Origin of the sequence: Euzebya pacifica (genome assembly GCF_003344865.1) — a bacterium.
Taxonomy (GTDB): Bacteria; Actinomycetota; Nitriliruptoria; order Euzebyales; family Euzebyaceae; genus Euzebya; species Euzebya pacifica.
Map to the genome: position 1 here is coordinate 3,140,380 of NZ_CP031165.1, position 23,079 is coordinate 3,163,458.

Here is a 23,079-nt window from a genome sequence, read left to right on the forward strand (position 1 = left end):
CTCTACGGGGATAGCTCACTCCAACACCACACCAACGGTCGTGCAGAGCGCACCGCGCACGGCCGAGCCGCACCCGCCGATGAGCTCCGGGAAGGACTGCGGCCCGTCGGGCGCAGCGGGGGACGTGGGCTCGGCGTCCCGGTCCAGGGGGTTGTCGTCGAAGGACGGCGCAGCCGGCTGCTGTGCGGCGGTGTCGGCCGGCGGCGCATCAGGGGCGACCGGGGCCGGCCGTCCGGCCCCACTCGGCACGGCCGACGCCGGACCGGACACCGCCGGTGCGGCAACCGCATCGACCGTACCGGCGACTCCAGCGGCCGCTGCCGGCAGGTCGATCGGCTGCACGTCGGCTGGCACGGCGGTCCGATCGACCCGTTCCACGGGCGCGTCGACCACGGTCCGGGGCGCTGGCGTGCCGGTCGGCCCGACTGCGACCACGGCACCGATGGCGACCGAGGCGGCTGCCACCTCCAGCACGCGAGGGCCTGCGACGCCGAGGCGTCGAACGGCGTTGAACGCCCGAGCGAAGGGACTGGCCAGCATCGCCAGCCAGATGAATCCTGCCGCGCGGTCGCCGCCGTCGTCCTGCCGGACGTAGGCGCGCCGCAGGTTGCGTCGAGCACGGTGCAGCAGCTGCTCGAAGGCGTTGCTGCCGACCCCGAACTGATCGGCCACGTCCACGGGGCGCCAGCCCTCCACGTAGCACTTCTCCAGGGCGTGGCGCTGCCGGTCGGGGACGGCGTCCATCGCCCGGGCCATGAGCTCGCGCTCGGCGAAGTCCGGTCCGTCGTGGGTGCGAGGCGGTTCGAGGGAGAGGGTGTTGACCAACATCCGGGACCGGCTGTTGGACCGCGACCAGTCGATGGCGGCGTTGGTCGCGATCCGCCGTAGCCACGGCCACAGGGGGCGGGAGGTGTCGAACCGCTCGAGGGCGTGCATCGCCCGGATCAAGGACTCCTGGGCAAGGTCGTCGGCGGTGGCGGCATCACCGACCCGGTGGGTGAGGTAAGTGACCAGACGGTGGTGGTACCGACGAAACAGCTCGTCGAAGGCACCCTCGATCCCCACGAGATGGGCCTCGATCAGGCCGCTGTCGTCGTCGGGCAGGGTGTGTTGCCCTGGATGAACTGCTGTCACGTTGGCCCCACCGAGTTGACTGCCTTCCCGCAGGAGTGGTTCCGGATGACCACTCCACCAGCTGTCATGATACGGGGGACGAGGCCGCCATTCCATGACCCGGTGGCCGAAACCGTTGGTGGGACCGATGAGCCAGGACGTGAACCGGGACAGACTCGAGCGCATTCGCAGCGACCTGGCTGCCTTGCGTGCCGCCGCCGACATCGAGGACGCGGCGCCCCCGGCGCCCGCGCCGGTCAACGGTGCGACCCGTGACGGCGAGCCCGTGGAGCCCGCGACGGTCGAGGCCCCCGCGACCGATGCGCCTCCGGAGGCCGCGCACCGCCCCGCCACCACGACCACCACCGCACCCACCGGGCTGCTCGGCAGGCCCCGGATCCCCAGACCCCCGCGACGGAACCCCTTTCGTCGACGGGCCCGCCGACCATCGAAGCGACTGGCCGTGCCTGCTCCCATCCCCGTCCGCCGTCGGCCGGTCTGGCTGGCCGGTCCCCGCTGGCCCGTGGCCGACGCCCTCTCCAGCACCGTCATCGTGCTGGTGATGGTGCCTGTCGTCGCCCAGATGGCGAACCGGCTGTGGGTGGCCACCAACGAGACCTCGGTCCTGCTCGGTGCCGATCCCAGCAGGGCCGACGCGCTGCGGGCCGCTGCAGGCGTGGCCGGGGGCGGCATCACCGTGGCCCTGGCGGTGTTCGCCCTTGCGGTGGTCAGGGGACGACCGGGCTACATCGCCGGTGGGGTCGCCGTGCTGCTGTTGTTCGTCGCGTTCCCCTATGTCGCCTACACGGCCAACGCCGGCATCGTCTCCGCACCGATCCCCACGCTCGGGGAGATGGTCGTGCCACGTGGATGGGAGCGGGCCAATCAGCTCGGGGCCGTCTTCCTGCTGGCCGCCGGGGTGCTGACCGCGGCCCTGGTCGACCTCGCCTACCGCAGCGTCCTGGCGCTTCGCGACGGGGTGCAGCAGACCCGCTCCTGACGATCCACGTCCGATCGAGAGGTCCAGGACGTCAAGGGAGGGGTTCACCGGACGGCGAACCACACGGCACCTCCGCCGGTGCCGCCGACCCGCAGCGCCACCTTGTCCACCTCCGCCACCGGCACCCGCCAGCACCACTCCCCGTCCAGCACCTCACCCTGGGCGAGCAGCCGCTCGGCGTCGACCGGGGCCGAGATCACGCCGCAGTCGCTGCCCAGCGCGAACGACCGACCGCTCGGCGTCACCAACGCGGGTGCCACCGATCCTCGAAGGATCCCGGGGCCCGCTGCCCGCCTGGTCAGGGACACCTCGACCGTCACGTAGGTCTGGCCCTTCGCTGGCTCGACGTTGAACTGGTTGGCGGCCAGCACCCGGTCGATCGCGTCCGGATCGAAGCCCGTGACCTCCACCTCCCACGGCCCGACGGCAGCCGGGCTGCCGATCTCGATGGGGTCCCCCTCGCTGCCCGGGCGCATCGCCGCTGCGTCGGGATCCACGACGCGGTCCTCCGACGCCGACGGCAGGCTGGCGCGGCCGGCCACGAAACCGGCCAGGAAGACCGCCGTGGCGAGCGCCACCGCGATGACCACACGACCCATCGCCGATCAGGCCTCGACGCGGTGCAACGTCGCCCGAAGGTGCAGCTGCAGCGGCTGGCCCACGGCGCCCATGTGGAGCTCGTAGCGCAGCTCGTCCCCCTCCACACGCAGCTCCCGTCGAACCTTGGTCACCCTGTGTGACTCGGCGGTGGGGGTCATGGCCACCCTGTGGGAATCCCAGATGATCTGTTGTTCCTCCAGCCGGCCCCGGTGGGCCTCCACGATGCCCGTGGGTTGGCAGATGACCAGCTCGGGCCCGTCCTGCACGGGGCGGACGTACCCCGTCTCGGCGTGGAGCGGCTGGCCGTCATCGGCACGCGTCGTGCGCTGCTGATAGGCGAGGAAGGGCTTCGGCATGGTGGAGAAGCTGATTTCCTCGACGTAGTCGAAGCCGTCGATGGTCGGGTAGTCCCCTCGACCGCGGCCACGCCACGTGCCGACGAGGAACTCCAGGGGGGCGATGTCCGGATGCGTCACCTCTACACCATACGTCGCACCGACGACGGCCCCATCCCGCTGCCGAGATCCGGTCTCATCTCGTGTTTTCGACAGGTTCTGACCCCCGAAATGACGCAGCTTTCCCCCGAACCTCGACGACAGGGCCACGGATTGTGATTAGGTTGGGCTTCACCCGAACACGACAGGGCGTCACCGCCGCGACCACCCCCTCGCGGACGGGCCACTCCGCTCCCGCACCAAGGGACGGAACGGGCCGCTGAACGCCTGTACAGAGCCACTCACCCGACACGCGCCGAGCCGAAGGCGTCGTGATCGACGTACGCACGACAAACCGAGTTGGAGGGCTACATGCTCGAGGTGTCGAACCTCGAAGTCGTCTACGACGACGTCGTCCTGGTCCTGCGCGGCGTCAGCCTGCAGGTACCCGAAGGACGCATCGTTGCGCTGCTGGGCGCCAACGGCGCCGGCAAGACCACGCTTCTGCGGGCCATATCTGGCCTCCTCGACGTCCACGAGGGAGAGGTGACGAAGGGGTCGATCACGCTCGACGGCACCCCGATCCACGAGCTCCCACCAGAGAAGATCGTGGCGGCGGGTGTCAAGCAGGCCCTCGAGGGGCGCCGCATCTTCTCGGAGTTCACCGTCGAGGAGAACCTGCGGGTCGGTGCGCACACCGACCCCAGCGTCATGAAGCCCAACATGGAACGGGTCTACGACCTCTTCCCCGTGCTGCGGGACCGCCGGAAGGCCACGGCCGGCTATCTCTCCGGTGGTGAGCAGACGATGTTGTCGATGGGGCGGGCGCTGATGTCCAACCCCAAGTACCTGCTGCTGGACGAACCCAGCCTGGGCCTCGCCCCACAGCTGGTCGACCAGATCAGGGACCTGATCATCGAGATCAACCAGCAGGGCGTCACGGTGCTGCTGGTGGAGCAGAACGCCGCGATGGCGCTCGGCGTGGCCGAGCACGGCTACGTGATGGAGACGGGAAAGGTCGTGATGGACAAACCAGCCGCTGAGCTGCTGGAGGACGACGACGTCAAGGAGTTCTACTTGGGCCTTGCCGACGAGGGCCATGCGAAGTCCTTCCGCGACGTCAAGCACTACAAGCGACGCAAGCGGTGGCTGTCGTGACGGCGACGGACCTGCCCGGTGCCGGCGACCCCGCTGCCTCCCCACACCACCTGCCCGGCGGCCACGTCGAGGACACCGGTTCGCCCATCATCGAGTTCGACTCCGTCCGGCTGTCCTTCTCCGGTGTGACCGCCATCGATGGCGTGTCCTTCCAGGTGGGCCCGCGAGAGCTGTTCGCGGTCATCGGCCCCAACGGCGCGGGGAAGACCTCCATCTTCAACGTCCTGTCGGGCGTCTATCGGCCGCAGGAGGGCGAGGTCCGGTTCCGTGGCGAGAACATCCTCGGCCAGAACCCCCACCGCATCGCCGAGAAGGGCCTGGCTCGCACGTTCCAGAACATCGAGCTGTTCGAGAACCTGACGGTGCTCGACAACCTGATGCTCGGGCGGCACAAGAAGGTCAACTACGGGTTCCTCGCCGGCATGTTCTACGTGGGCAAGGCGCACCGTGAGGAGATCGCCAACCGGGCGGTGGTCGAGGACATCGTGGACTTCCTCGAGATCGAGTCCTACCGCAAGTTCCCGGTGGGGCTGCTCCCCTACGGCATCCAGAAGCGTGTCGAGCTCGGTCGTGCCCTCGCGATGGAACCCAAGCTGCTGCTCCTCGACGAGCCGGTTGCCGGCATGAACGTGGAGGAGACCGAGGACATGGCCCGGTTCATCCTCGACATCCGCGACGAGCTGGACATCCCGATGATCCTCGTCGAGCACGACATGGGCCTGGTCATGGACCTGGCCGACCGCGTGATGGTCGTCGACTTCGGCCAGCACGTCGCGACCGGACTGCCCGCCGAGGTACAGCGCAACCCCGACGTCATCAAGGCCTACCTGGGCAGCGACCAGGTCACCGCCCCCGCCGACACCGCCGAGGAGCAACGATGAGCCCCCTCCCCTTCCCCGATCCCCTTGCCGGCGCGGCCACCGCGAGCGTTGCCGGTGCCACCATGCAGCGTCCCGGCGGTGCCGGGACCGGCACGACCACGATCGTCACCCGAGTCCGGGACTGGGCCGCCCGCCTGCCCGAACGCGTCGCCCTGCGCGAGAAGGACTTCGGGGTGTGGCAGGAGGTGACCTGGCAGGGGTACTGGGACACCGTCCTCGACGTCGCCCACGCCCTGATCGCGCTGGGCGTGGAGCCCGGTGATCGGGTCGCCATCCACTCCGAGAACCGTCGGGAGTGGATGTACAGCGACCTGGCCACCGTCGCCTGCCGCGCCATCACCGTCGGGCTGTACCCGACCAACCCCGCAGAGGAGGTCCGCTACCTGCTGAGCGACTCGGGGGCCAAGGTCCTGATCGCGGAGGACCAGGAGCAGGTGGACAAGGCGCTGGAGGTCACCGAGGCCCTGCCCGACCTGGCCCACATCGTCTACATCGAGCCGCGCGGCATCCACCACCGCTACGACGACCCCCGGCTGATCAGCTGGACGGACTTCCTCGAGCGGGGTCGGGAGCACCGGGCCGCCAACGCCGGCGTGGTCGAGCAGCGCATGGCAGCCGCCGAGCCCGACGACGTGATGACGCTGGTCTACACCTCCGGGACCACCGGACCGCCCAAGGGCGTGATGCTGACCGTCGCCAACTGCGAGTTCGCCATCACCACGTTGGTCGACGGTGGCGGCTTCACCGATCCGCCGCCGACCGAGGACGACATGGTGTTGTCCTACCTGCCGCTGTGCCACGTGGCCGAGCGGATCTTCACCGTCTGGTTCAACGCTGCGGTGGGCGTGCAGGTCAACTTCGCGGAGTCCATCGAGACGGTCCAGCAGAACCTCAAGGAGGTGCAGCCGACCATCCTGTTCGCGGTGCCGCGCATCTGGGAGAAGATCCTGGCGGGCGTCAACATCCGCATGCAGGGTGCAAGCCGCATCAAGCGGGCGACGTTCCGCTTCTGGATGCGCATCGCCGACCGGATCGGTGACCAGCTGGTCGCCAACGGTGGTGAGCACACGACGCAGACCCGGATCCTCTACGCCATCGGCTGGGTCATGATGTTCCGGGCGCTGCGGGAACGCATCGGCATGCGGCGAACCCGCTACGCCGCGTCCGGGGCCGCCCCCATCGCCCCTGAGGTCCTGAAGTTCTTCATGGGCATCGGCGTGCCCATGCACGAGGTCTACGGCATGAGCGAGAACTCCGCCGTGGCCACCGCCAACCGTCCCGGGCGCATCAAGCTCGGCACCGTCGGCGAGGCCCACCCCGGTGTGGAGGTCAAGCTCGACCCCGAGACCAACGAGATCCTCACCCGTCATGCCGGCACCTTCGCCGGCTACTGGGGCAAGCCGGAGGCCACCGCCAAGACCCTCGACGCCGACGGCTGGCTGCACACCGGCGACGTCGGCGAGTGGGTCGACGGCACCCACCTGCGCATCGTCGACCGGATCAAGGACATCATCATCACGGCCGGCGGCAAGAACATCTCCCCCAGCGAGATCGAGAACTCGCTGAAGGCCTCGGAGTACATCAAGGAGGCCGTGGTCATCGGCGACAAGCGCAAGTACCTGACGGCGCTGATCGGGATCGAGCTGGACACCGTCGGAGACTGGGCCCAACGCCGGGGCATGCCCTACACCACCTACCGGGACCTGGCCGAGAAGCCGGAGGTCGTTGCGCTGGTCGCCGACCTGGTCGAGGCCACCAACGAGAAGTTCTCGCGGGTGGAGGGCATCAAGAAGTTCCGCATGCTCCCCAAGGAGCTCGATCACGAGGACGGTGAGATGACGGCCACGCAGAAGGTCAAGCGCAGCGCCCTGTACGAGATCTTCACCGATCTCGTCGAGGGCATGTACGGCGGTCCTCCCGTCGGCACCGGGGCCGACGGAAAGACCTACGTGACGGCGACCCCAGCCGAGGTCGCTTCGTGACGCAGTTCGCCCAAGCGATCGTCTCCGGGCTCGGACAGGGCTCCATCTACGCCCTCGTCGCACTCGGCTTCGTCATCATCTACAAGTCGACCCGCGTCATCAGCTTCGCCCAACCGGCGCTGATGATCACCGGTTCGTTGTTCGTGGCCTTCCTGCACGACGTCATCGGGTTCTGGCCGGCGCTGCTGGTCGCCGTCGTCGGCACCGCCGCCGTGGCCATGACCGTGGAGCGCACCACCCTGCGGCCCATGATCGGCCAGCCCCCGTTCGTCGTGGCCATCATCACCATCGGCGTGGACATCGTCCTGCGGGTCGTGCAGAACCGCCTGATCGGCACCAACCTCCGGTTCGTCGGCGACCCGTGGGGTCTGCAGAACTTCCAGCTCGGCGAGCTGCTGATCAACCAGCGCGACGTGGCACGGCTGTTCACGACCCTGCTGATCCTGGCGATGCTGTCGGCGTTCTTCCGGTACAGCCGCTTCGGGCTGGGCATGCGGGCGGCGGCCTTCGACCAGGAGACCGCCCTCGCCCAGGGGATCGACGTCGGTCGGGTGTTCATGGTCTCGTGGGCCCTGGCCGGGGCGCTGGCCGCGGTGGCGGGCATGTTCGTCGACGGGGGTGGTGGCATCAGCCAGCAGACCTGGATCGTGGCCCTCAAGGCGTTGCCCGCGATCATCATCGGCGGCCTCGACTCCGTCAACGGCGCCGTGATCGGCGGCCTGGCGGTCGGGATCGTCGAGGCGTTGGTGGCCAGCTACCAGACCGAGTACTTCCCGTGGATGGGCAACGGCTTCGCCGCCGTGTCCCCCTACGTCCTGCTGCTGCTGGTCCTGCTGGTCCGTCCCTACGGCCTGTTCGGCACCCCGGAGGTGGAGCGAGTTTGAGCAGCATGCTGTTCGGAGGATCCGGCGTCGGAGGACGCCCCGAGCTGTACACCAGCTACGACGCCGACATGGCGCTGTTCAACACGCGGGCCAAGCTGTGGAGCGTCCAGGGCCTCGTGCTCCTCGCCGCGCTCCTGCCCTTCGTCCTCGCCGACGACCTGCTGGTGCTGCTGAGCCGGGCGTTCGCCTTCGCCGTCGGCGCCATCGGGTTGAACCTGGTCACCGGATACGCCGGTCAGGTGTCGCTCGGCCACGCGGTCTTCGTGGGCATCGGGGCCTTCACCGCCGCAGCGCTGAGCGGTGACCCCGACGGCCGCACCCTGGGGTTCGGCCTGCCGATGATCGTCTGGCTGCCGGCAGCGGCGCTGCTGCCCGCTGCGGTGGGGGCGCTCATCGCCCCCCTCGCGACGAGGCTGCGTGGCCTGTACCTGGCCATCGTCACCCTCGGACTGGTGTTCATCGGCGACCACATCTTCCGGGAGGCCGACTTCATCACCGGCGGGTTCGGCGTCGGCCGTCCGGGCGTGGTCGCATCGGTCTTCGGTGTCTCCCTGACCGACAGCGGGCCGTCGATGACGGGTCAGCAGAAGACGTACTTCTTCGCGCTGGTCGTCCTGGTCGTCGTGGCCATCCTCGGCCGCAACATCGCCCGCACCGCGGTCGGCCGTGCGTTCCAGGCCGTGCGGGACCGCGACATCGCCGCGGAGGTCATCGGCGTGGAGCTGACCAAGCACAAGGTGCTGGCCTTCACGGTGTCCTCGGCGTTCGCCGGGCTGGCCGGGGCGCTGCTGTACACCATCACCCGGCAGGTCGTGCCCGAGTCGTTCAGCCTGCTGCTCAGCGTGCAGTTCATCGCCATGATCCTCATCGGCGGTGCCTCCACGATCAGCGGCTCGATCGCCGGTGCGGTGTTCCTGACCGTCGTCCTGCGGCTGTCGGAGGAGCTCAGCCGGTTCTTCAGCTTCATCCCGAGTCCGGGGCAGCAGGGCGGCCTGCTCAACACCGCCCAGGTCTCCACGATCCTCTACGGCTTCCTCATCGTCGGGTTCCTGCTGTTCGAGCCCAGGGGGCTCTTCGGCGTCTGGATCCGAATACGCAATTACTGGAAGGGCTGGCCCTTCAGCTACTAGGGCCTGCAGTTGAACCACCGAAACCACGCGACACCCCTGCTACTTCGGTAGTAGGTTCCACCTTGCGGCGTCCACCGTGACGCCATGAACAGGAGACACACCATGAGGTTGCAATCCCGTTGGGCCAGGCTGGCCCTGATGTTCGCCGTCCTCGCGCTCCTCGCCGTCGGTTGCCGCGGCGACGAAGCTGCCGACGACGCGCAGGACGCAGTCGACGATGCGGTGTCGGATGCCGAGGACACCGCCGAGGAGGCCGAAGAGACCGTTGACGATGCGGCCGACGAGGCCGAGGAGACCGCGGACGACGCGATGGAGGAAGACGCCACCGAGGACGACGCCGCCGCCGCCGGCGACGTGGCCTTCGACGTCGGTGTGACCGAGGAGGCCTGCCCCGACGCGGTCAACGCCGACAACGGGTGCATCTACCTCGGCACCATCTCCGACCTCACGGTCGGCCCCTTCGCCGCCCTTGCGGTGCCGATCACCGACGCCCAGACCGCCTTCTGGCAGCGCGTCAACGAGAACGGTGGCGTCGGCGGCTTCGACGTCAACACCTCCGAGTTCACCCGCGACAACCAGTACAGCCCGGAGGTCCACTCCCAGCAGTACGAGGAGATCAAGAACGAGGTGCTGGCGCTTGCCCAGTCGCTGGGCTCCCCCACCACCTTCGCGATCCTCGACGACCTCGAGGCGAACAACGTGATCACCGCCCCGGCGTCGTGGACGTCCGCATGGCTGTTCAGCGACGTGATCGTGGAGTCGGGCAACACCTACTGCGTGGAGTCCCAGAATGGACTCGACTACCTGACCGAACAGGCCGAGGTCGGCACGGTCATGGCCGTCCACTACCCCGGTGACTACGGCGACGACGGTGCCGCCGGCGCCAGGGTCTGGGCCGAGGTCAACGGTGCGGAGTTCGTCGACGTCCCGACGACCCCCGGCCAGGACAACCAGGGCGAGGCCGTCAACCAGGTCGTCAGCGGCGGCGCAGACGTGGTTGTCATCACGACCGGCCCCTCCGACGCCGGCACCATCGTCGGCCAGGCCGCCGCCGGTGGCTTCCAGGGCCGGTTCCTGTTCAACAGCCCCTCCTTCAACCCCGGCCTGCTGCAGTCCCCCGCAGCACCGGCGGTCATCGCCCAGGTGACCGTCGCTGGTCCGTGGGAGCCGTTCCAGACCGACACGCCCGGCCACCAGGCCATGCGCGAGGCGCTGGGCGACGTGACCGGCAACGACGGCTACACCTCCGGGTGGGCCTGGTCCTACCCGCTGCTGGCCGTCCTGGAGCAGGCCGCCGCCAACGGCGACCTGACCCGCGAGGGCATGGCCACGGCGCTCAGTGAGATCACCGAGGTCGACTACGAGGGCATGGTCCCGGCCGGCGCCGGCAACCTGTCGGGCGACGCCAACGCTGCGGCCGTCCGGGCCACCTCCATCGGTACCCCCTCCGACGCCGTCCCCAGCGGCCTCGAGAGCCAGGGCTTCTACGAGGGCGAGACGGCTGCGGCCTTCGAGTTCTCCGCACCCTGCTACGAGAGCGGCGAGTAGCCGCGTCGATCGCCTGAGCAACCACACGACACCGCCCGGTTCGCCGGGCGGTGTCGCGCTTTTCGACGGCTTCACGGGATCCCGTTTCGACGCCCCGTCCACGCGGTAGGGTCCACGCCGATGCCCGATTCCCTCGTGTCCAAGCGTGTGCTCGCCATGGTCCTTGCTGGCGGTGAGGGCAAACGCCTTGCCCCGCTCAGCGCCGACCGGGCGAAACCGGCCGTGCCGTTCGCCGGTATGTACCGGATCATCGACTTCGTCCTGTCGAACCTGGTGAACGCCGACTTCACCAAGATCGTCGTGCTGACGCAGTACAAGAGCCACAGCCTGGACATCCACCTCAACCAGACGTGGCGGTTGTCCCCGCTGCTGGGCCACTACGTCACCCCGGTTCCTGCGCAGATGCGACGCGGCAAGCACTGGTACGTGGGGTCTGCGGACGCGATCTACCAGAACCTCAACATCCTGGGCGACGAGAAGCCCGAGTACGTGATCGTCTTCGGGGCCGACCACATCTACCGGATGAATCCGCAGCAGATGCTGCGCCAGCACATCGAGTCTGGTGCCGGCGTCACGGTCGCGGGGATCCGTGTGCCGCTGGACGAGGCGACGGAGTTCGGGGTCATCGAACCCACCAGCGACGGACGGACGATCCAGGCGTTCCGCGAGAAGCCGGCGGACCCCAAGCCCACCCCGGACGACCCGTCCGTGGCCTACGCGTCGATGGGCAACTACATCTTCACCACCAAGGCCCTGGTCGAGGCCGTCACCAAGGACTCACGCAACGACGACTCCAACCACGACCTCGGCGGGGACATCATCCCGATGATGGTCGAGCGCGGCGAGGCCGGCGTCTACGACTTCTCCGCCAACAGCTGGCCGGGACAGACCGAGGGCGACCGGGGCTACTGGCGCGACGTGGGGACGATCAAGGCCTACATGGACGCCTCCATGGACCTGATCTCGGTTCGTCCGACGCTGAACCTGTACAACCAGCAGTGGCCGATCCTGTCGTGGTCACCGCCCATGCCGCCGGCGAAGTTCGTGCACGCCGAGGAGGACCGCACCGGACGTGCCATCAACTCGATGGTGTGCCCGGGTGTGGTGGTCAGCGGTGGTTCGGTCACCGGGTCGATCCTCTCCCCCGGCGTGCACGTGCATTCCTTCGCGCAGGTCGAGGGCTCGGTGCTGATGCACAACGTCAACGTCGGGCGCCACGCCGTGATCCGCAACGCCATCATCGACAAGAACGTCAACGTGCCCGCGGGCGCCAAGATCGGTGTCGACCTGGCCGCGGACCGAAAGCGATTCACGGTCACCGACGAGGGCATCGTCGTCATCGGAAAGAACGCCCAGATCTAGCGTCCAGAGCTCACGGTCACGCAGCGCGTTGCGGCTGCAACCGTTTCCAGCGCCTGCATCCGTTCAATGCCAGACCGGTGACACAGGAACCGCACCGAAAACGCTTGCACAACGGGTCACAACGCGGTTCACTTCGACAGACATCCCGTACTACTGCGATGGGAGTGCTGTTCGAGTGCCGGAGCCGGAGCCGAGAGGATCGACGTCCCGTCGTGCCGATGGACGCACGCCGTGGTGGGCGCACGCGGTGACCTATCAGGTCTACGTCCGGTCCTTCGCCGACAGCAACGGGGACGGCCTCGGGGACCTCGCAGGCATCCGCAGCCGCCTGCCCTACATCGCGGCGCTCGGCGCCGACGCGATCTGGCTGAATCCCTGCTACCCCTCGCCGCAGCGCGACCACGGGTACGACGTCACCGACTACTTCGACATCGACCCCGAGTACGGCACCCTCGAGATCTTCGACGACCTCGTCGAGCAGGCACGACAGTACGGGATCCGCCTGTTGATGGACGTGGTCCCCAACCACTGCAGCAGCGACCATCCCTGGTTCCTGGAGGCGCTGGCTGCAGGACCCGGTTCTCCGGCGCGTGAGCGGTTCTGGTTCCGGGACGGGAAGGGCGAGTCCGGCGAGCTGCCGCCCAACGACTGGACCGCCATCTTCGGCGGGTCGGCCTGGACCCGGGTCACCGAGCCCGACGGCTCGCCCGGACAGTGGTACCTGGGCGTCTTCACCCCGCACCAGCCCGACCTCGACTGGCACCACCCCGACGTCCCCGAGATGTTCGACCGCATGCTCCGCTTCTGGTTCGACCGCGGCGTGGAGGGGTTCCGTGCTGATGCGGTGACGTTCCTGGGCAAGACCGAGGGCCTGCCCGACCACGGGGCCGAGGTGCCCTTCGGCAAGGGCAGCCACCTGTTCACCCACCACCCCGACGGCCACATCGCGTGGCGACGGTGGCGGCGGCTGGTCGAGGACTACAACCGCACCAACGACCGCGATGTGCTCCTGCTCGCCGAGGCGTGGACCGCCGACGACCCCGGGGCGCTGGCCGCCTACGTCAACCCCGAGGAGTTCCACCAGGCGTTCGCCTTCGACCTCACCACCGCGCCCTGGCGAGCCGATGCGTGGCGGAAGGCGATCGACGACACGCTGGACGTGCTGCGCGCCGAGGGCCTGTATCCGGCGTGGACCCTGAACAACCACGACGTCGAACGCGCGGTCACGCGGTACGGCCGGGCGGACGCCACCCAGCTCGAGGACGTCGGACGCAGCAACATCGTCCCCTCCGCCGCCGAGGTCGACGAGCGCCTCGGCCGACGCCGGGCACGCGCCGCGACGCTGGCGATGCTCGCCCTGCCGGGTTCGGTTTTCCTGTACGCCGGCGAGGAGCTGGGGCTGCCCGAGGTCCTCGACCTGCCCGACGAGGTCAGGACGGACCCCGTGCACGCCCGGTCGGGTGGTCGGGTGAAGGGCCGCGACGGCTGCCGGATCCCCCTGCCGTGGACGGTCTCCCCTGCGGGAAGCCACGGCTTCTCCCCCGGGCCCGGGGCCGCCGAGCCCTGGTTGCCGCAGCCCGAGGACTGGGGCATCCACAGCGCGGAGGCGCTGGAGTCCGACACCTCCTCCATCCTCCACCTGTACCGAGACGCCGTCGCCGTCCGCCGCAAGCTGACCGACCTGCAGGGCCTCGACCTGACGTGGCACGACATCGGCCCCGGTGTGCTGGCGTTCGCACGTGGCAACGCCGTCGTGGTCCTCAACCCAACCGACCACGACCTGCAGATCCCCCCTGCCCTCCTCGAGGGACGTCGCGTCGTCCTCGTGTCCGACCCGTCCCGCAGGTCCACCGTCCGCGGCACCGTGCCCGCCGACACCTGCGTCTGGCTTGCCCCATGACGCGACACCACAGCCCTTCCGACGACCAACCCCCCGGGCGGGAAGCCAGCTCCGCCCCCCGACCCACGAGCCCGCTGGCCCAACACATGGAGACAGGCACATGACACGCAACAAGCTCTTGGCCGCACTATTCCTGGTGCTCGCAATGGTCGCCGCTGCATGCAACGGCGGAGACGACGACGGCGGTGGTGACGCCACCGAGGACGGCGACGCGACCAGCGACGCTGGTGGAGACGGGGACGGCGACGTCAGCGGCGAGGTCACGATGCTGCACGCCTTCACCGGCGAGGCGGACGTGGCCGGCCTCCAGGCCGTCATCGACGCCTTCGAGGAAGCCAACCCCGGCGTCACCGTGAACGACGAGGGATCCAACGACTTCGAGTCCCTGGCCCGCACCCGCATCGGGTCCGGTACCCCACCGGACGTCATCCTCCACCCCCAGCCGGGGCTGCTGGAGGACTTCGTCAGCCAGGGCGCGGTCCAGCCGCTGGACTTCCTCGACGAGGAGGCCCTTCGGGAAGACCTCGTCGGTGGCCTGCTCGACCTGACGACGTTCGACGGCACCAACTACGGCCTCACGCTGCGCCTGAGCTTCAAGAGCCTGGTCTGGTACAACCAGCCGGTCTTCGAGGAAGCGGGCTACGAGATCCCGGAGACCTGGGACGACATGATGGCCCTCACCCAGCAGATCGCCGACGACGGCAGCTACGCCCCGTGGTGCATCGGCATCGAATCCGGTGACGCCACCGGTTGGCCGTCCACCGACTGGGTCGAGGACGTCCTCCTGCGCACCATCGGACCGGACGCCTACGACCAGTGGGTTGCCGGCGACCTCGACTTCGCCTCCCCCGAGGTGCAGGGCGCCATCGAGGACTACATCGTCCCGATCTGGACCAACGACGACTTCGTCAGCGGCGGTCGTGCCAACATCGCCCGCGAGAACTTCGGTACCTCGGTGATCGGTATCCTGGGCGGGACCGACGGCGAGTGCGTCCTGCACCGCCAGGCCACCTTCATCGAGGGCTTCATCGCCGAGAACGACCCGGACGCAGAGTTCGGGACGGACTACAACTTCTTCTACTTGCCGCCCATCGACGAGTCCATCGGGTCGCCAGCGCTCGGCGCCGGTGACATCGCCGCCCTCTACTCCGACAGCGCAGCGGCGCAGGCCTTCATGGAGTTCCTGGCCACGCCGGAGTCCGGCGAGGGCTGGGCGGCGCAGGGTGGCTTCCTGTCCCCCTACACGAGCTTCGACACCTCCATCTACCCCACCGAATCGGCCCGCACGGCCGGCACCCTGCTGGCCGAGGCGGACTTCTTCCGCTTCGACGGCTCCGACCTGATGCCCGGTGACGTCGGGTCCAGCTCGCAGGAGGGTTCGTTCTGGCTGGAGATGACCGAGTGGATCTCCGGTGACCAGGAGCTCGAGGAGTCCCTGACCAGCATCGACGAGCTGTACGCCGAGGTGCAGGAGGGCTAATCACCTTCGACCCCGGACCGACTGCACCGTCGGTCCGGGGTCTGTGACCACAACCAGGAGGGATCAATGGGCGGCACACTGCTCAGAGCACTGGTCATCATCATCATCGGCGTGGGCGGCGCGGCGGCGTTCTACTGGGTCGGCAACTTCGTCACCGAGCGCGTCATGCCCAAGGAGGCCGGTGAGCGGGTCCGGCCCTACGTCTTCATCCTGCCGGCGCTGTTCGTCGTCACCGTCTACCTGCTGTACCCGATGATCGACACCGTCAGGCGCAGCTTCTACGGCGACCGGTTCGTCGACGGCGAACGCCCGTTCGTGGGGCTGGACAACTACGCCGACGCCATCACCGGCGACGGCATCCCCCCGATCGCGATCATCCTCGCGGTCGCGGCGATCGTCATCGGCGTGGTGGTCGGGATCACCAACCGCATGCCTCCCGGCGATGCCCGCGGCGCACGGATGCGCACGTGGACCTTCGCGGTCCTCGGCCTGGGCCTGCTTGCGACCTTCGTCGTCAACGTGGTGGACGAGGGGGTCCTCACCGGGGACAGCCCCGTCTGGGCCGCCATCTACAACAACGTCCTGTGGATCCTGGTCGTCCCCTCCGGCGCGGTGGCCATCGGGTTGCTGGTGGCCGTGCTGGCCGACCGGTTGCCCCCGCGGCTGGAGAACATCTCCAAGTCCATGATCTTCATGCCGATGGCCATCAGCTTCGTCGGCGCCTCCGTCGTCTGGCAGCTGGTCTACGCCATCGAGACCACCGGCGACCAGACCGGCATCCTCAACGCGATCGTAGTCAACCTGTTCAACGCCGAGCCCATCGCATGGCTCGAACGCGAGGCGTTCAACGACTTCGCCCTCATGGTCATCATGATCTGGCTGCAGGCCGGCTTCGCGATGGTCCTGCTGTCGGCGGCCATCAAGTCGGTACCCGAGGACACAATCGAGGCAGCGCGCATCGACGGGGCCAACGAGTGGCAGGTGTTCTGGCGGGTCGTGGTCCCCCAGATCCGTTCGACGATCGTGGTGGTGCTGACCACCATCCTGATCACCGTGCTGAAGGTCTTCGACATCGTGCGCGTCCTGACCAACGGTCGTGACGACACCCAGGTCGTGGCCAACCTGTTCTTCACCAACTTCGAGAACGGGGCCTACGGCAGCGCCGGCGTCCTGGTCGTCCTGCTGGTCCTCGCGACCATCCCGTTCATGCTGATCAACGTCAAGCGGTTCCGCGAGCAGGAGGCTTCACGGTGAGTGCCACGACCACCACGCCCGACAGCCCGACGGTGCCGAGCAAGTCGCCGGGGTTCCTCACCAAGGCCTTCACCGCGAAGGGTCCCGGCGAGGAGAACTCCGGTGGCTGGTTCACCCGGATCGTCCTCCTCCTCGTCGTCGGCGTCTGGCTGCTGCCCACCATCGGGCTGCTCGTCACGTCGCTGCGCACCCCCGCGGCCGCCAACGACTCCGGGTGGTGGACCGTCCTCACCGAGGGCGGCCTGCAGATCAGCAACTACAGCGAGGTGCTGAGCGCCACGTCCGGCGGCTCGACGCTGGCCGAGGCGTTCGTCAACTCCATCGTCGTCGCGGTCCCCGCCACGGTGATCCCGATCCTCATCGCCGCCTTCGCTGCCTACGCGTTCTCCTGGATGGAGTTCAAGGGCCGCGAGCCGTTGTTCATCCTCTTCGTCGCGCTGCTCGTCGTGCCGCTGCAGGTGGCGTTCATCCCGATCATCCAGCTGCAGGTGCAGATCGACTCGTTCCTGTCGGGCACGCTCGGGTTCGACAACTTCACCCTCAACGGCAGCTTCCTGGCGATCTGGCTGGCCCACGCCGGGTTCGGCATGCCGCTGGCCGTCTACCTGCTGCGCAACTACATCGGTGCCCTCCCCAAGGAGGTCATCGAGTCGGCGAAGGTCGACGGCGCGGGTCACTTCCAGACGTTCTGGCGCCTGATCATCCCGCTGTCGGTCCCGGCGCTGGCGGCGTTCGCCATCTTCCAGTTCCTGTGGACGTGGAACGACTTCCTCGTCGCGCTGATCATGCTGAACAGCGCCGCAGAGGGGCAGGTGGCCACGACCTACCTGGCCGGCCTGCAGGGCACGTTCGGCGAGCAGCTCCACCTGCTGACGGCGGGTGCCTTCATCACCATGACCATCCCGCTGGCCGTGTTCTTCGGCCTGCAGCGGTTCTTCGTCCGCGGCCTGACGGCAGGCTCGGTCAAGGGCTGACCCCACGGGCGTGGCAGGCTGACGACCGTCGGCCTGCCACGGTCCCGACCCGTCCGCGACGGGTCAGCGCTGCGTGGCGAATCCCGTCCGCACGTCCGGCGCGCCCAGGCGAGCGGCGTCGGCGGTGTGGTCGTCGTCCATGGTCTGGGACTCGCGTTCGGCCTCGACCCGCGCCTCGTAGTGCGACAGCTCACGGACACGGGTGTCCTCGTCCCACCCGAGGACCTCACCGACGACACCGACGACGGCCTTGGCGGCCGTCAGGCCCCGGTCCCACGTCTCGATGGAGATGCGCATCCGTCGGGTCAGCACGTCGTCGAGGTGCAGCGCCCCCTCCCACGCGGCGGCGTACCACGCCTCCACCATCAGGTGGTCGGCGGCACCGTCGATGGGGGCGCCCAGCTCGGGACGGTCGGCGATCGCGGCCAGCAGGCGGGGGACCTCCGAGCCGTAGCGCCGCAGGAGGTGCTCGATGCGGGCGACGTGCAGGCCGGAGCCGGCAGCGAGCCGTTCGCGCTGGTTCCAGGTCGCCTGGAACCCGTCGGCCCCGACGAGCGGCAGCCGGTCGGTGGGGGTCTCCGGAACGCGTCGGTTCATGCTGCGCGCCGCTGCGTCGATGGCGTCCTTGGCCATGACCCGATAGGTCGTGTACTTGCCGCCCGCCACGGTGATCAGGCCGGAGACCCCCTGCACCACGGCGTGTTCGCGGGACAGCTTGGAGGTGGCTTCGGACTCCCCGGTCAGCAACGGCCGGAGCCCGGCGTAGACCCCCTCGACGTCCTCGCGGGTCAGCGGGATGTTCAGCCACTTGTTGGCCTCGCCCAGCAGGTAGTCGATGTCGGCCGAGCTGGCAGCGGGGTGGGCCTTGCCGAGATCCCACTCGGTGTCGGTCGTGCCGATGATCCAGTGGCGGGTGAACGGCGGCGCCATCCACGGGATGACGAACAGCACCGAGGACGCCGTCCGGGTGATGAACCCGGCGTCGGAGTGGATGCGGTCGCGGGGCACGACCAGGTGGACGCCCTTGGAGGCGCGCACCTTGATGCGACCGCGGCCGGCGAAGGCCTGGACGTCGTCGGTCCAGACACCGGTGGCGTTGATGACCTGCCGTGCCCGGACGACGAACTCCTCGCCGCCCTCGAGGTCGCGGACCTTCGCCCCGACGATGCGTTCGCCCTCGGTGACGAAGTCCACGACACGACACGACGTGGCGATGGCTGCCCCGTGCCGTGCGGCGGTGCGCGCCACCGCAAGGGTGTGCCGGGCGTCGTCGACCTGGGCGTCGTAGTACTGGATGGCCCCGACGAGCTTGTCGGCCCGCAGCGACGGGGCGATCCGCAGGGCCTGGGTGCGGGTCAGGTGGCGATGGCGGGGCATGCCGGTCCGGCCAGCCATGGCGTCGTAGAGCGCGATCCCCGCGCCCACGTAGGCCCGCTCCCACACGCGGTTGGTCAGCGGGTACAGGAAGGGGATGGGGCGGACCAGGTGCGGACACAGCCGGTCCAGCATCAACGTCCGTTCGTGCAGGGCCTCGTGGACCAGCGCGAAGTTCAGCTGCTCGAGGTACCGCAGCCCACCATGGATCAGCTTGCTGGATCGGCTGGAGGTGCCGGCGGCGTAGTCCCGGGCCTCGACCAGACCCACCGACAGGCCTCGGGCGGCCGCATCCAGCGCCGTGCCGGCACCGGTGATGCCACCCCCGACGACGAGCACGTCGAGCTGCTGGCCGGCCATGGTCTGCAGGGCCCTGGCCCGCTGCGCGGGATCCAGCCGGCCGTCGGAGCTGCCGGGCAGCGGGGCGGGTGCGTCGGGCACGGGCAGGTCGGACACGGGCGCGGGTGCGAGGTCAGCCATCGACCCCGCATGCTCGCACGGGCAGGTCCATGCCGCACCCGGCGGATCAGCCGTGCCCGACGCCCTCGATGCGCGTGGCCGCGGCCACCAGGTCGTCCCATGCTCCCCTGACGTCGTCCATGGTGGTCCGCCAGCCGCCGATGGCGACCCGGACCACGTAGCGGTCGTCGAGGCGGGTGTGGGTGAGGAACGCGTTGCCGCTGGCGTTGACGGCCTCCATCGCGCGTTCGGCAACGGCGTCGTCACGCCGATGGCGCATGCACACGAGCGACAACGGATGCGGCGCGGCCAGCTCCCAGTCGTCGCTGTCGGCGACCCAGCCGGCCAGCTGCTGCGCCATCGCCACATGGGCTCGGATGTGGGACCGGAGTCCCTCGATCCCGTAGCTCCGCAGCACCCACCACAGCTTGAGCGAGCGGAACCGGCGACCGAGGGGGATGTGCCAGTCCCGGTAGTCGATGACCTCGCCGCTCGCGCTGGCGGCGTTGGCCAGGTACTCGGGCAGGATCCCCAGCGCCCCCGTCAGCGCTGCCGCATCGGCGACCCAGAAGGCGCTGCAGTCGAAGCCGACGAGCAGCCACTTGTGGGGGTTCATCACGTAGCTGTCGGCGTGCTCGAGGCCGGCGATCATGTCCCGGTGCTCCGGGCAGACGGTGGCCGAGCCACCGAACGCGCCGTCGACGTGGAGCCACACACCGCGTTCGGTGGTGACCTCCGCGATGGCCGCGACCGGATCGATGGCGGTGGAGGAGGTGGTGCCCACGGTCGCCATGACCATCACGGGCCGCAGGCCGTCGGCGAGGTCGGCATCGATGGCCTCGGCCAGTGCTGCGGGGGCCATGCCGTGATCGGCGTCGGTGGGGACACTCCGCAGGGCGATCGAGCCAAGGCCGGCCACGCGCGCGGCCTTCTCCAGCGACGAATGGGCGTGGGCGCTGGCGTAGACCGTCAGGCCCTGCGGAACGCCGTCACGGTTGCCGGCTCCGTCGAGGACACGTTCGCGCGCGGCCAGCAACGCGCAGAGGGTGGCCGAGGACGCCGTGTCCTGGATGACCCCTCCCCCGGGACCGTCACTGCGGAAGGCGGCGGGCAGGCCGAGCGCGTCGACCAGCCAGTCGAGCACGACCGTCTCGACCTCCGTGACCGCCGGTGAGGTGGACCACAACATGCCCTGGGCGCCGAGGCCGCTGGACACGAGGTCGGCGAGGACCGACGGTGGGCTGGCGTTGGCCGGGAAGTACGCGAGGAACGACGGGTGCTGCCAGTGCGTCATGCCGTCCATGACCACGTCGTCGAGGTCGGCCAGCAGCGCCTCGAAGGGTTCCCCCTCCCCCGGCGCGGACGTCGGCAGTCGTGCCGCCACCTCCCCGGGCTCGACGCGCGAGCGGACGGGGAGGTCGGCGATGCCGGCCATGTGGTCGGCGAGCCAGTCGACGACCTGGTGGCCGTGCTGGCGGAAGGTCTCTGGGTCCCAGTGCAGGGCGGACGGGTCGGTCGGCGGGCTCGTCATGGCCCGCCGACCCTAGCCGTGTCGCCCGCACGGGGCGAAACGCGTCAGACCACGATGTCGTCGCAGTCGTGGACGTCGCCGCGCGACAGGTGGATGCCGCCGATCTCCTTGGCGCCCGCGCCGTTGCTCGGCTCCACGCGCAGGGTGATCGTCTCCCGGCCGCCCTCGAACTCGACCGCCGGGCGGGTGGTCGGGTAGACCGGCCAGAAGAACGTGCCGTCCTCCTCGGTCTCGACCGAGCTGTTCCACAGCTCGGGCCAGTCCGCCTCGTCGATGGGGTTGCCGGGGCTCAACGGGTTGCGGAAGTCCTTGACGTTGGTCAGCAGCGCCTTGACCCCGTTCCCGTCGGCGTCGACCACGCGGCCCTTGATCACGCTGTTGTGCCGACCGTGGAGGTCCAGCGGGTTGCCGATGTAGGTGTAGTCGGTGTTGGAGATGTTCTCGTCGAAGTCCTCGACCAGGTGGTGCTTCACGTCAACGTTGGCCTCCACGGCCGTGTGCATGAAGCCGCGGTCCTCGTCCTCGAGGCAGACGAGCTCGCACATCAGCATGAGGGCGTCGCGGTTGGCCGCGTAGAAGGACGGGACCACGTCGCCGTACGGCGGGTGGAAGCTCGACCCCGCGTGCTCGAAGGTGTAGCTGACCGACCCGAAGGTGCCGTAGGTGTAGTCCGAGCAGGTGCCGGTGGTGACGTACAGGTCGATCGACTTGGTCGGCCGGTACCCGTTGTAGTCACCGCAGGCGAAGCCGACGCGGGCCAGGAGCACGTCGTCGGGCGCGTCGTCGTGGGTGTCGCCCCACGCCCACAGCACCAGGTCTCCGGAGGTGTGGTGGGTGATGCCGGCCAGGCACTGGTAGGTCTGGTGCACCCACTGCACGTTGCGGGACTCCGGCTCGGAGAAGGGCTCGTGCCCCCGGTAGGTCGCGCTGGTCTGGCTGGCCGAGGAGCCGTCGCCGCCCCAGCGGTAGGAGTAGTTGCGGTTGTTGTCGATGCCCTGTGCGCCGACCGTGGTCGGCACGAAGCCGTTCTGCGGCGTCCCGGTGTTGACGCCGACGAACTGCTCGCCGACGCGGGTGCCCCGCATGTTCTTGCGCCAGTACTGCATGCCGGCCATCGGGACGGACCCGGTGAGGGAGAAGTTGATCGCGCTCGAGCGGGAGTAGTCGAACCCGTCGGTGTTGACCACGGGGATGATGATGTTGCGCGTCTTCTCCACGATGTTGCGCATGCGGGCGTCGTTGGGGTCGGACTCGCTGGAGGAGTACGCCCGCTCGGGCTCGCCGGTGGCGCGACGGTAGGAGTCGATCAGGTCGAAGGCCCACATGATCGGCATCTCCGCCGCCGGCCACTCACGGGCATGGTGGATGCCGTCGTTGTAGTAGACGGGGCGGGCGTCCTTCTTGGCGACGTTCTCGGCGATCTCCAGGCCGAACACCTCGCGCCCCTGGAGGGTCTTGAAGGGCAGCGTGATCAGCTCGCAGATGTCGGGGTTCTCCGACGCGAGCATCTGCATGTCGGCGTTGTGCTCCGCCAGCGTGCGGTACTCGCCCGCGGTCTCGCCCGGCTGCGGCTTGAGCGACGCGGGGCGCCCGGCGGCGTTGGCGTGGATCGCCGCGTCACGGGCCAGGAGGTCGGTGACGGTGATCTCGTACGGCAGGCCGGTGGCGACGAGGCGGCCGAGGTCGCCCGGCCACAGGAGGACCTCGACGGATCCGTCCTCGAAGACGTTGTGGGTGTCGTCGAGCTCACCGATCAGGTGGGCGTTGTCGCGGGTCACCCAGACCCTGGCGAGCTGCAGCGGGTTGCCGGCTTCCTCGGCCACGCGGGCGGTGAGGGCCTCGACCGCGGCCGCGGGGCCGGCGACACCCACGCCGACGGCGAGGGCCCCGGCACCGAGGCCGGAGGTGCGGAGGAAATGACGACGGGACGAGCGATGCACGAGCGGTTCTCCAGGGGTTGGATGGTTCGTGCTCCGGCAGTTCGACGCTCCCGCCAACAAATCCTCCCCCGGGCA

The 23,079-nt window shown here is 69.1% G+C and carries 18 protein-coding genes; 12 read left to right on the forward strand and 6 right to left on the reverse strand.

The genetic code is table 11. The features are described 5' to 3' along the window. Window positions 1-15: 15 nt before the first annotated feature. A complete protein-coding gene (locus tag DVS28_RS28400) occupies window positions 16-1,134 on the reverse strand; it encodes an RNA polymerase sigma factor (protein ID WP_164710494.1) in 1,119 nt (372 codons plus the stop codon). Window positions 1,135-1,273: 139 nt separating this feature from the next. Between DVS28_RS28400 and DVS28_RS28405 the strand changes: the two genes are divergently transcribed. Further along, window positions 1,274-2,113 carry a hypothetical protein gene (locus tag DVS28_RS28405; protein WP_216826013.1) on the forward strand — a complete coding sequence of 280 codons (840 nt, stop codon included), beginning with the start codon at window positions 1,274-1,276 and terminating at the stop codon, window positions 2,111-2,113. Between the two features lie 44 nt (window positions 2,114-2,157). Here DVS28_RS28405 and DVS28_RS13405 read toward each other — a convergent pair whose 3' ends face one another. Together DVS28_RS13405 and DVS28_RS13410 are read right to left on the reverse strand one after the other, a co-directional pair. Further along, window positions 2,158-2,712: a hypothetical protein gene (locus DVS28_RS13405; RefSeq protein WP_114591898.1), complete on the reverse strand. Its 555-nt coding sequence runs from the start codon at window positions 2,710-2,712 to the stop codon at window positions 2,158-2,160. A 6-nt stretch (window positions 2,713-2,718) separates the two neighbouring features. Beyond that, on the reverse strand, window positions 2,719-3,189 hold the full coding sequence (locus DVS28_RS13410; protein ID WP_114591899.1) for a heme-binding beta-barrel domain-containing protein: 471 nt from the start codon (window positions 3,187-3,189) through the stop codon (window positions 2,719-2,721). A gap of 330 nt (window positions 3,190-3,519) precedes the next feature. Between DVS28_RS13410 and DVS28_RS13415 the strand changes: the two genes are divergently transcribed. The 11 genes from DVS28_RS13415 (at window position 3,520) to DVS28_RS13465 (ending at window position 17,700) form a co-directional block, all read left to right on the forward strand. After that, window positions 3,520-4,305, forward strand: coding sequence for an ABC transporter ATP-binding protein (locus DVS28_RS13415; protein WP_114594169.1), 786 nt, complete (start codon window positions 3,520-3,522; stop codon window positions 4,303-4,305). Between the two features lie 50 nt (window positions 4,306-4,355). Next, window positions 4,356-5,186: an ATP-binding cassette domain-containing protein gene (locus DVS28_RS13420; protein WP_114594170.1), complete on the forward strand. Its 831-nt coding sequence runs from the start codon at window positions 4,356-4,358 to the stop codon at window positions 5,184-5,186. Next, complete coding sequence (locus DVS28_RS13425) at window positions 5,183-7,168, forward strand: AMP-dependent synthetase/ligase (RefSeq protein WP_216826015.1); 1,986 nt, start codon at window positions 5,183-5,185, stop codon at window positions 7,166-7,168. The genes DVS28_RS13420 and DVS28_RS13425 overlap by 4 nt, the downstream gene beginning before the upstream one ends. Further along, window positions 7,165-8,052: a branched-chain amino acid ABC transporter permease gene (locus tag DVS28_RS13430; RefSeq protein WP_114591900.1), complete on the forward strand. Its 888-nt coding sequence runs from the start codon at window positions 7,165-7,167 to the stop codon at window positions 8,050-8,052. Before DVS28_RS13425 ends, DVS28_RS13430 begins: the two co-directional genes overlap by 4 nt. A gap of 5 nt (window positions 8,053-8,057) precedes the next feature. After that, the gene (locus DVS28_RS13435; protein WP_114591901.1) at window positions 8,058-9,182 is read left to right on the forward strand and encodes a branched-chain amino acid ABC transporter permease; all 1,125 of its coding nucleotides are present in this window, start codon (window positions 8,058-8,060) and stop codon (window positions 9,180-9,182) included. A 102-nt stretch (window positions 9,183-9,284) separates the two neighbouring features. Beyond that, on the forward strand, window positions 9,285-10,730 hold the full coding sequence (locus DVS28_RS13440) for an ABC transporter substrate-binding protein (protein WP_164710496.1): 1,446 nt from the start codon (window positions 9,285-9,287) through the stop codon (window positions 10,728-10,730). A 120-nt stretch (window positions 10,731-10,850) separates the two neighbouring features. Further along, window positions 10,851-12,092: a glucose-1-phosphate adenylyltransferase gene (gene glgC, locus DVS28_RS13445; RefSeq protein ID WP_216826017.1), complete on the forward strand. Its 1,242-nt coding sequence runs from the start codon at window positions 10,851-10,853 to the stop codon at window positions 12,090-12,092. A gap of 247 nt (window positions 12,093-12,339) precedes the next feature. Further along, window positions 12,340-13,992, forward strand: a complete 1,653-nt coding sequence (locus DVS28_RS13450; RefSeq protein WP_164710497.1) for a glycoside hydrolase family 13 protein — start codon at window positions 12,340-12,342, stop codon at window positions 13,990-13,992. Window positions 13,993-14,092: 100 nt separating this feature from the next. After that, complete coding sequence (locus DVS28_RS13455) at window positions 14,093-15,472, forward strand: ABC transporter substrate-binding protein (protein WP_114591904.1); 1,380 nt, start codon at window positions 14,093-14,095, stop codon at window positions 15,470-15,472. Window positions 15,473-15,538: 66 nt separating this feature from the next. Further along, window positions 15,539-16,726 (forward strand): carbohydrate ABC transporter permease, encoded by a 1,188-nt coding sequence (locus DVS28_RS13460; protein WP_216826018.1) that lies wholly within the window; start codon window positions 15,539-15,541, stop codon window positions 16,724-16,726. A 119-nt stretch (window positions 16,727-16,845) separates the two neighbouring features. Next, window positions 16,846-17,700, forward strand: coding sequence for a carbohydrate ABC transporter permease (locus DVS28_RS13465; RefSeq protein ID WP_423784719.1), 855 nt, complete (start codon window positions 16,846-16,848; stop codon window positions 17,698-17,700). Window positions 17,701-17,763: 63 nt separating this feature from the next. On the opposite strand, the gene DVS28_RS13470 is transcribed toward DVS28_RS13465, so the two are convergent. The 3 genes from DVS28_RS13470 to DVS28_RS13480 form a co-directional block, all read right to left on the reverse strand. Beyond that, on the reverse strand, window positions 17,764-19,434 hold the full coding sequence (locus tag DVS28_RS13470; RefSeq protein ID WP_342795444.1) for a glycerol-3-phosphate dehydrogenase/oxidase: 1,671 nt from the start codon (window positions 19,432-19,434) through the stop codon (window positions 17,764-17,766). 166 nt (window positions 19,435-19,600) lie between these two features. Continuing rightward, window positions 19,601-21,064 (reverse strand): pyridoxal phosphate-dependent decarboxylase family protein, encoded by a 1,464-nt coding sequence (locus DVS28_RS13475; protein WP_114591906.1) that lies wholly within the window; start codon window positions 21,062-21,064, stop codon window positions 19,601-19,603. 44 nt (window positions 21,065-21,108) lie between these two features. Further along, a complete protein-coding gene (locus tag DVS28_RS13480; RefSeq protein WP_164710498.1) occupies window positions 21,109-23,004 on the reverse strand; it encodes a M14 family zinc carboxypeptidase in 1,896 nt (631 codons plus the stop codon). Between the last annotated feature and the right edge of the window lie 75 nt (window positions 23,005-23,079).

Coding starts and splice junctions, on each gene's coding strand:
- DVS28_RS13405 (WP_114591898.1), bottom strand. CDS start 2,712: ATGGGTCGTGTGGTCATCGCGGTGGCGCTCGCCACGGCGGTCTTCCTG.
- DVS28_RS13415 (WP_114594169.1), top strand. CDS start 3,520: ATGCTCGAGGTGTCGAACCTCGAAGTCGTCTACGACGACGTCGTCCTG.
- DVS28_RS13425 (WP_216826015.1), top strand. CDS start 5,183: ATGAGCCCCCTCCCCTTCCCCGATCCCCTTGCCGGCGCGGCCACCGCG.
- DVS28_RS13435 (WP_114591901.1), top strand. CDS start 8,058: ATGCTGTTCGGAGGATCCGGCGTCGGAGGACGCCCCGAGCTGTACACC.
- DVS28_RS13440 (WP_164710496.1), top strand. CDS start 9,285: ATGAGGTTGCAATCCCGTTGGGCCAGGCTGGCCCTGATGTTCGCCGTC.
- glgC (WP_216826017.1), top strand. CDS start 10,851: ATGCCCGATTCCCTCGTGTCCAAGCGTGTGCTCGCCATGGTCCTTGCT.
- DVS28_RS13455 (WP_114591904.1), top strand. CDS start 14,093: ATGACACGCAACAAGCTCTTGGCCGCACTATTCCTGGTGCTCGCAATG.
- DVS28_RS13460 (WP_216826018.1), top strand. CDS start 15,539: ATGGGCGGCACACTGCTCAGAGCACTGGTCATCATCATCATCGGCGTG.
- DVS28_RS13470 (WP_342795444.1), bottom strand. CDS start 19,434: ATGGCCGGCCAGCAGCTCGACGTGCTCGTCGTCGGGGGTGGCATCACC.
- DVS28_RS13475 (WP_114591906.1), bottom strand. CDS start 21,064: ATGACGAGCCCGCCGACCGACCCGTCCGCCCTGCACTGGGACCCAGAG.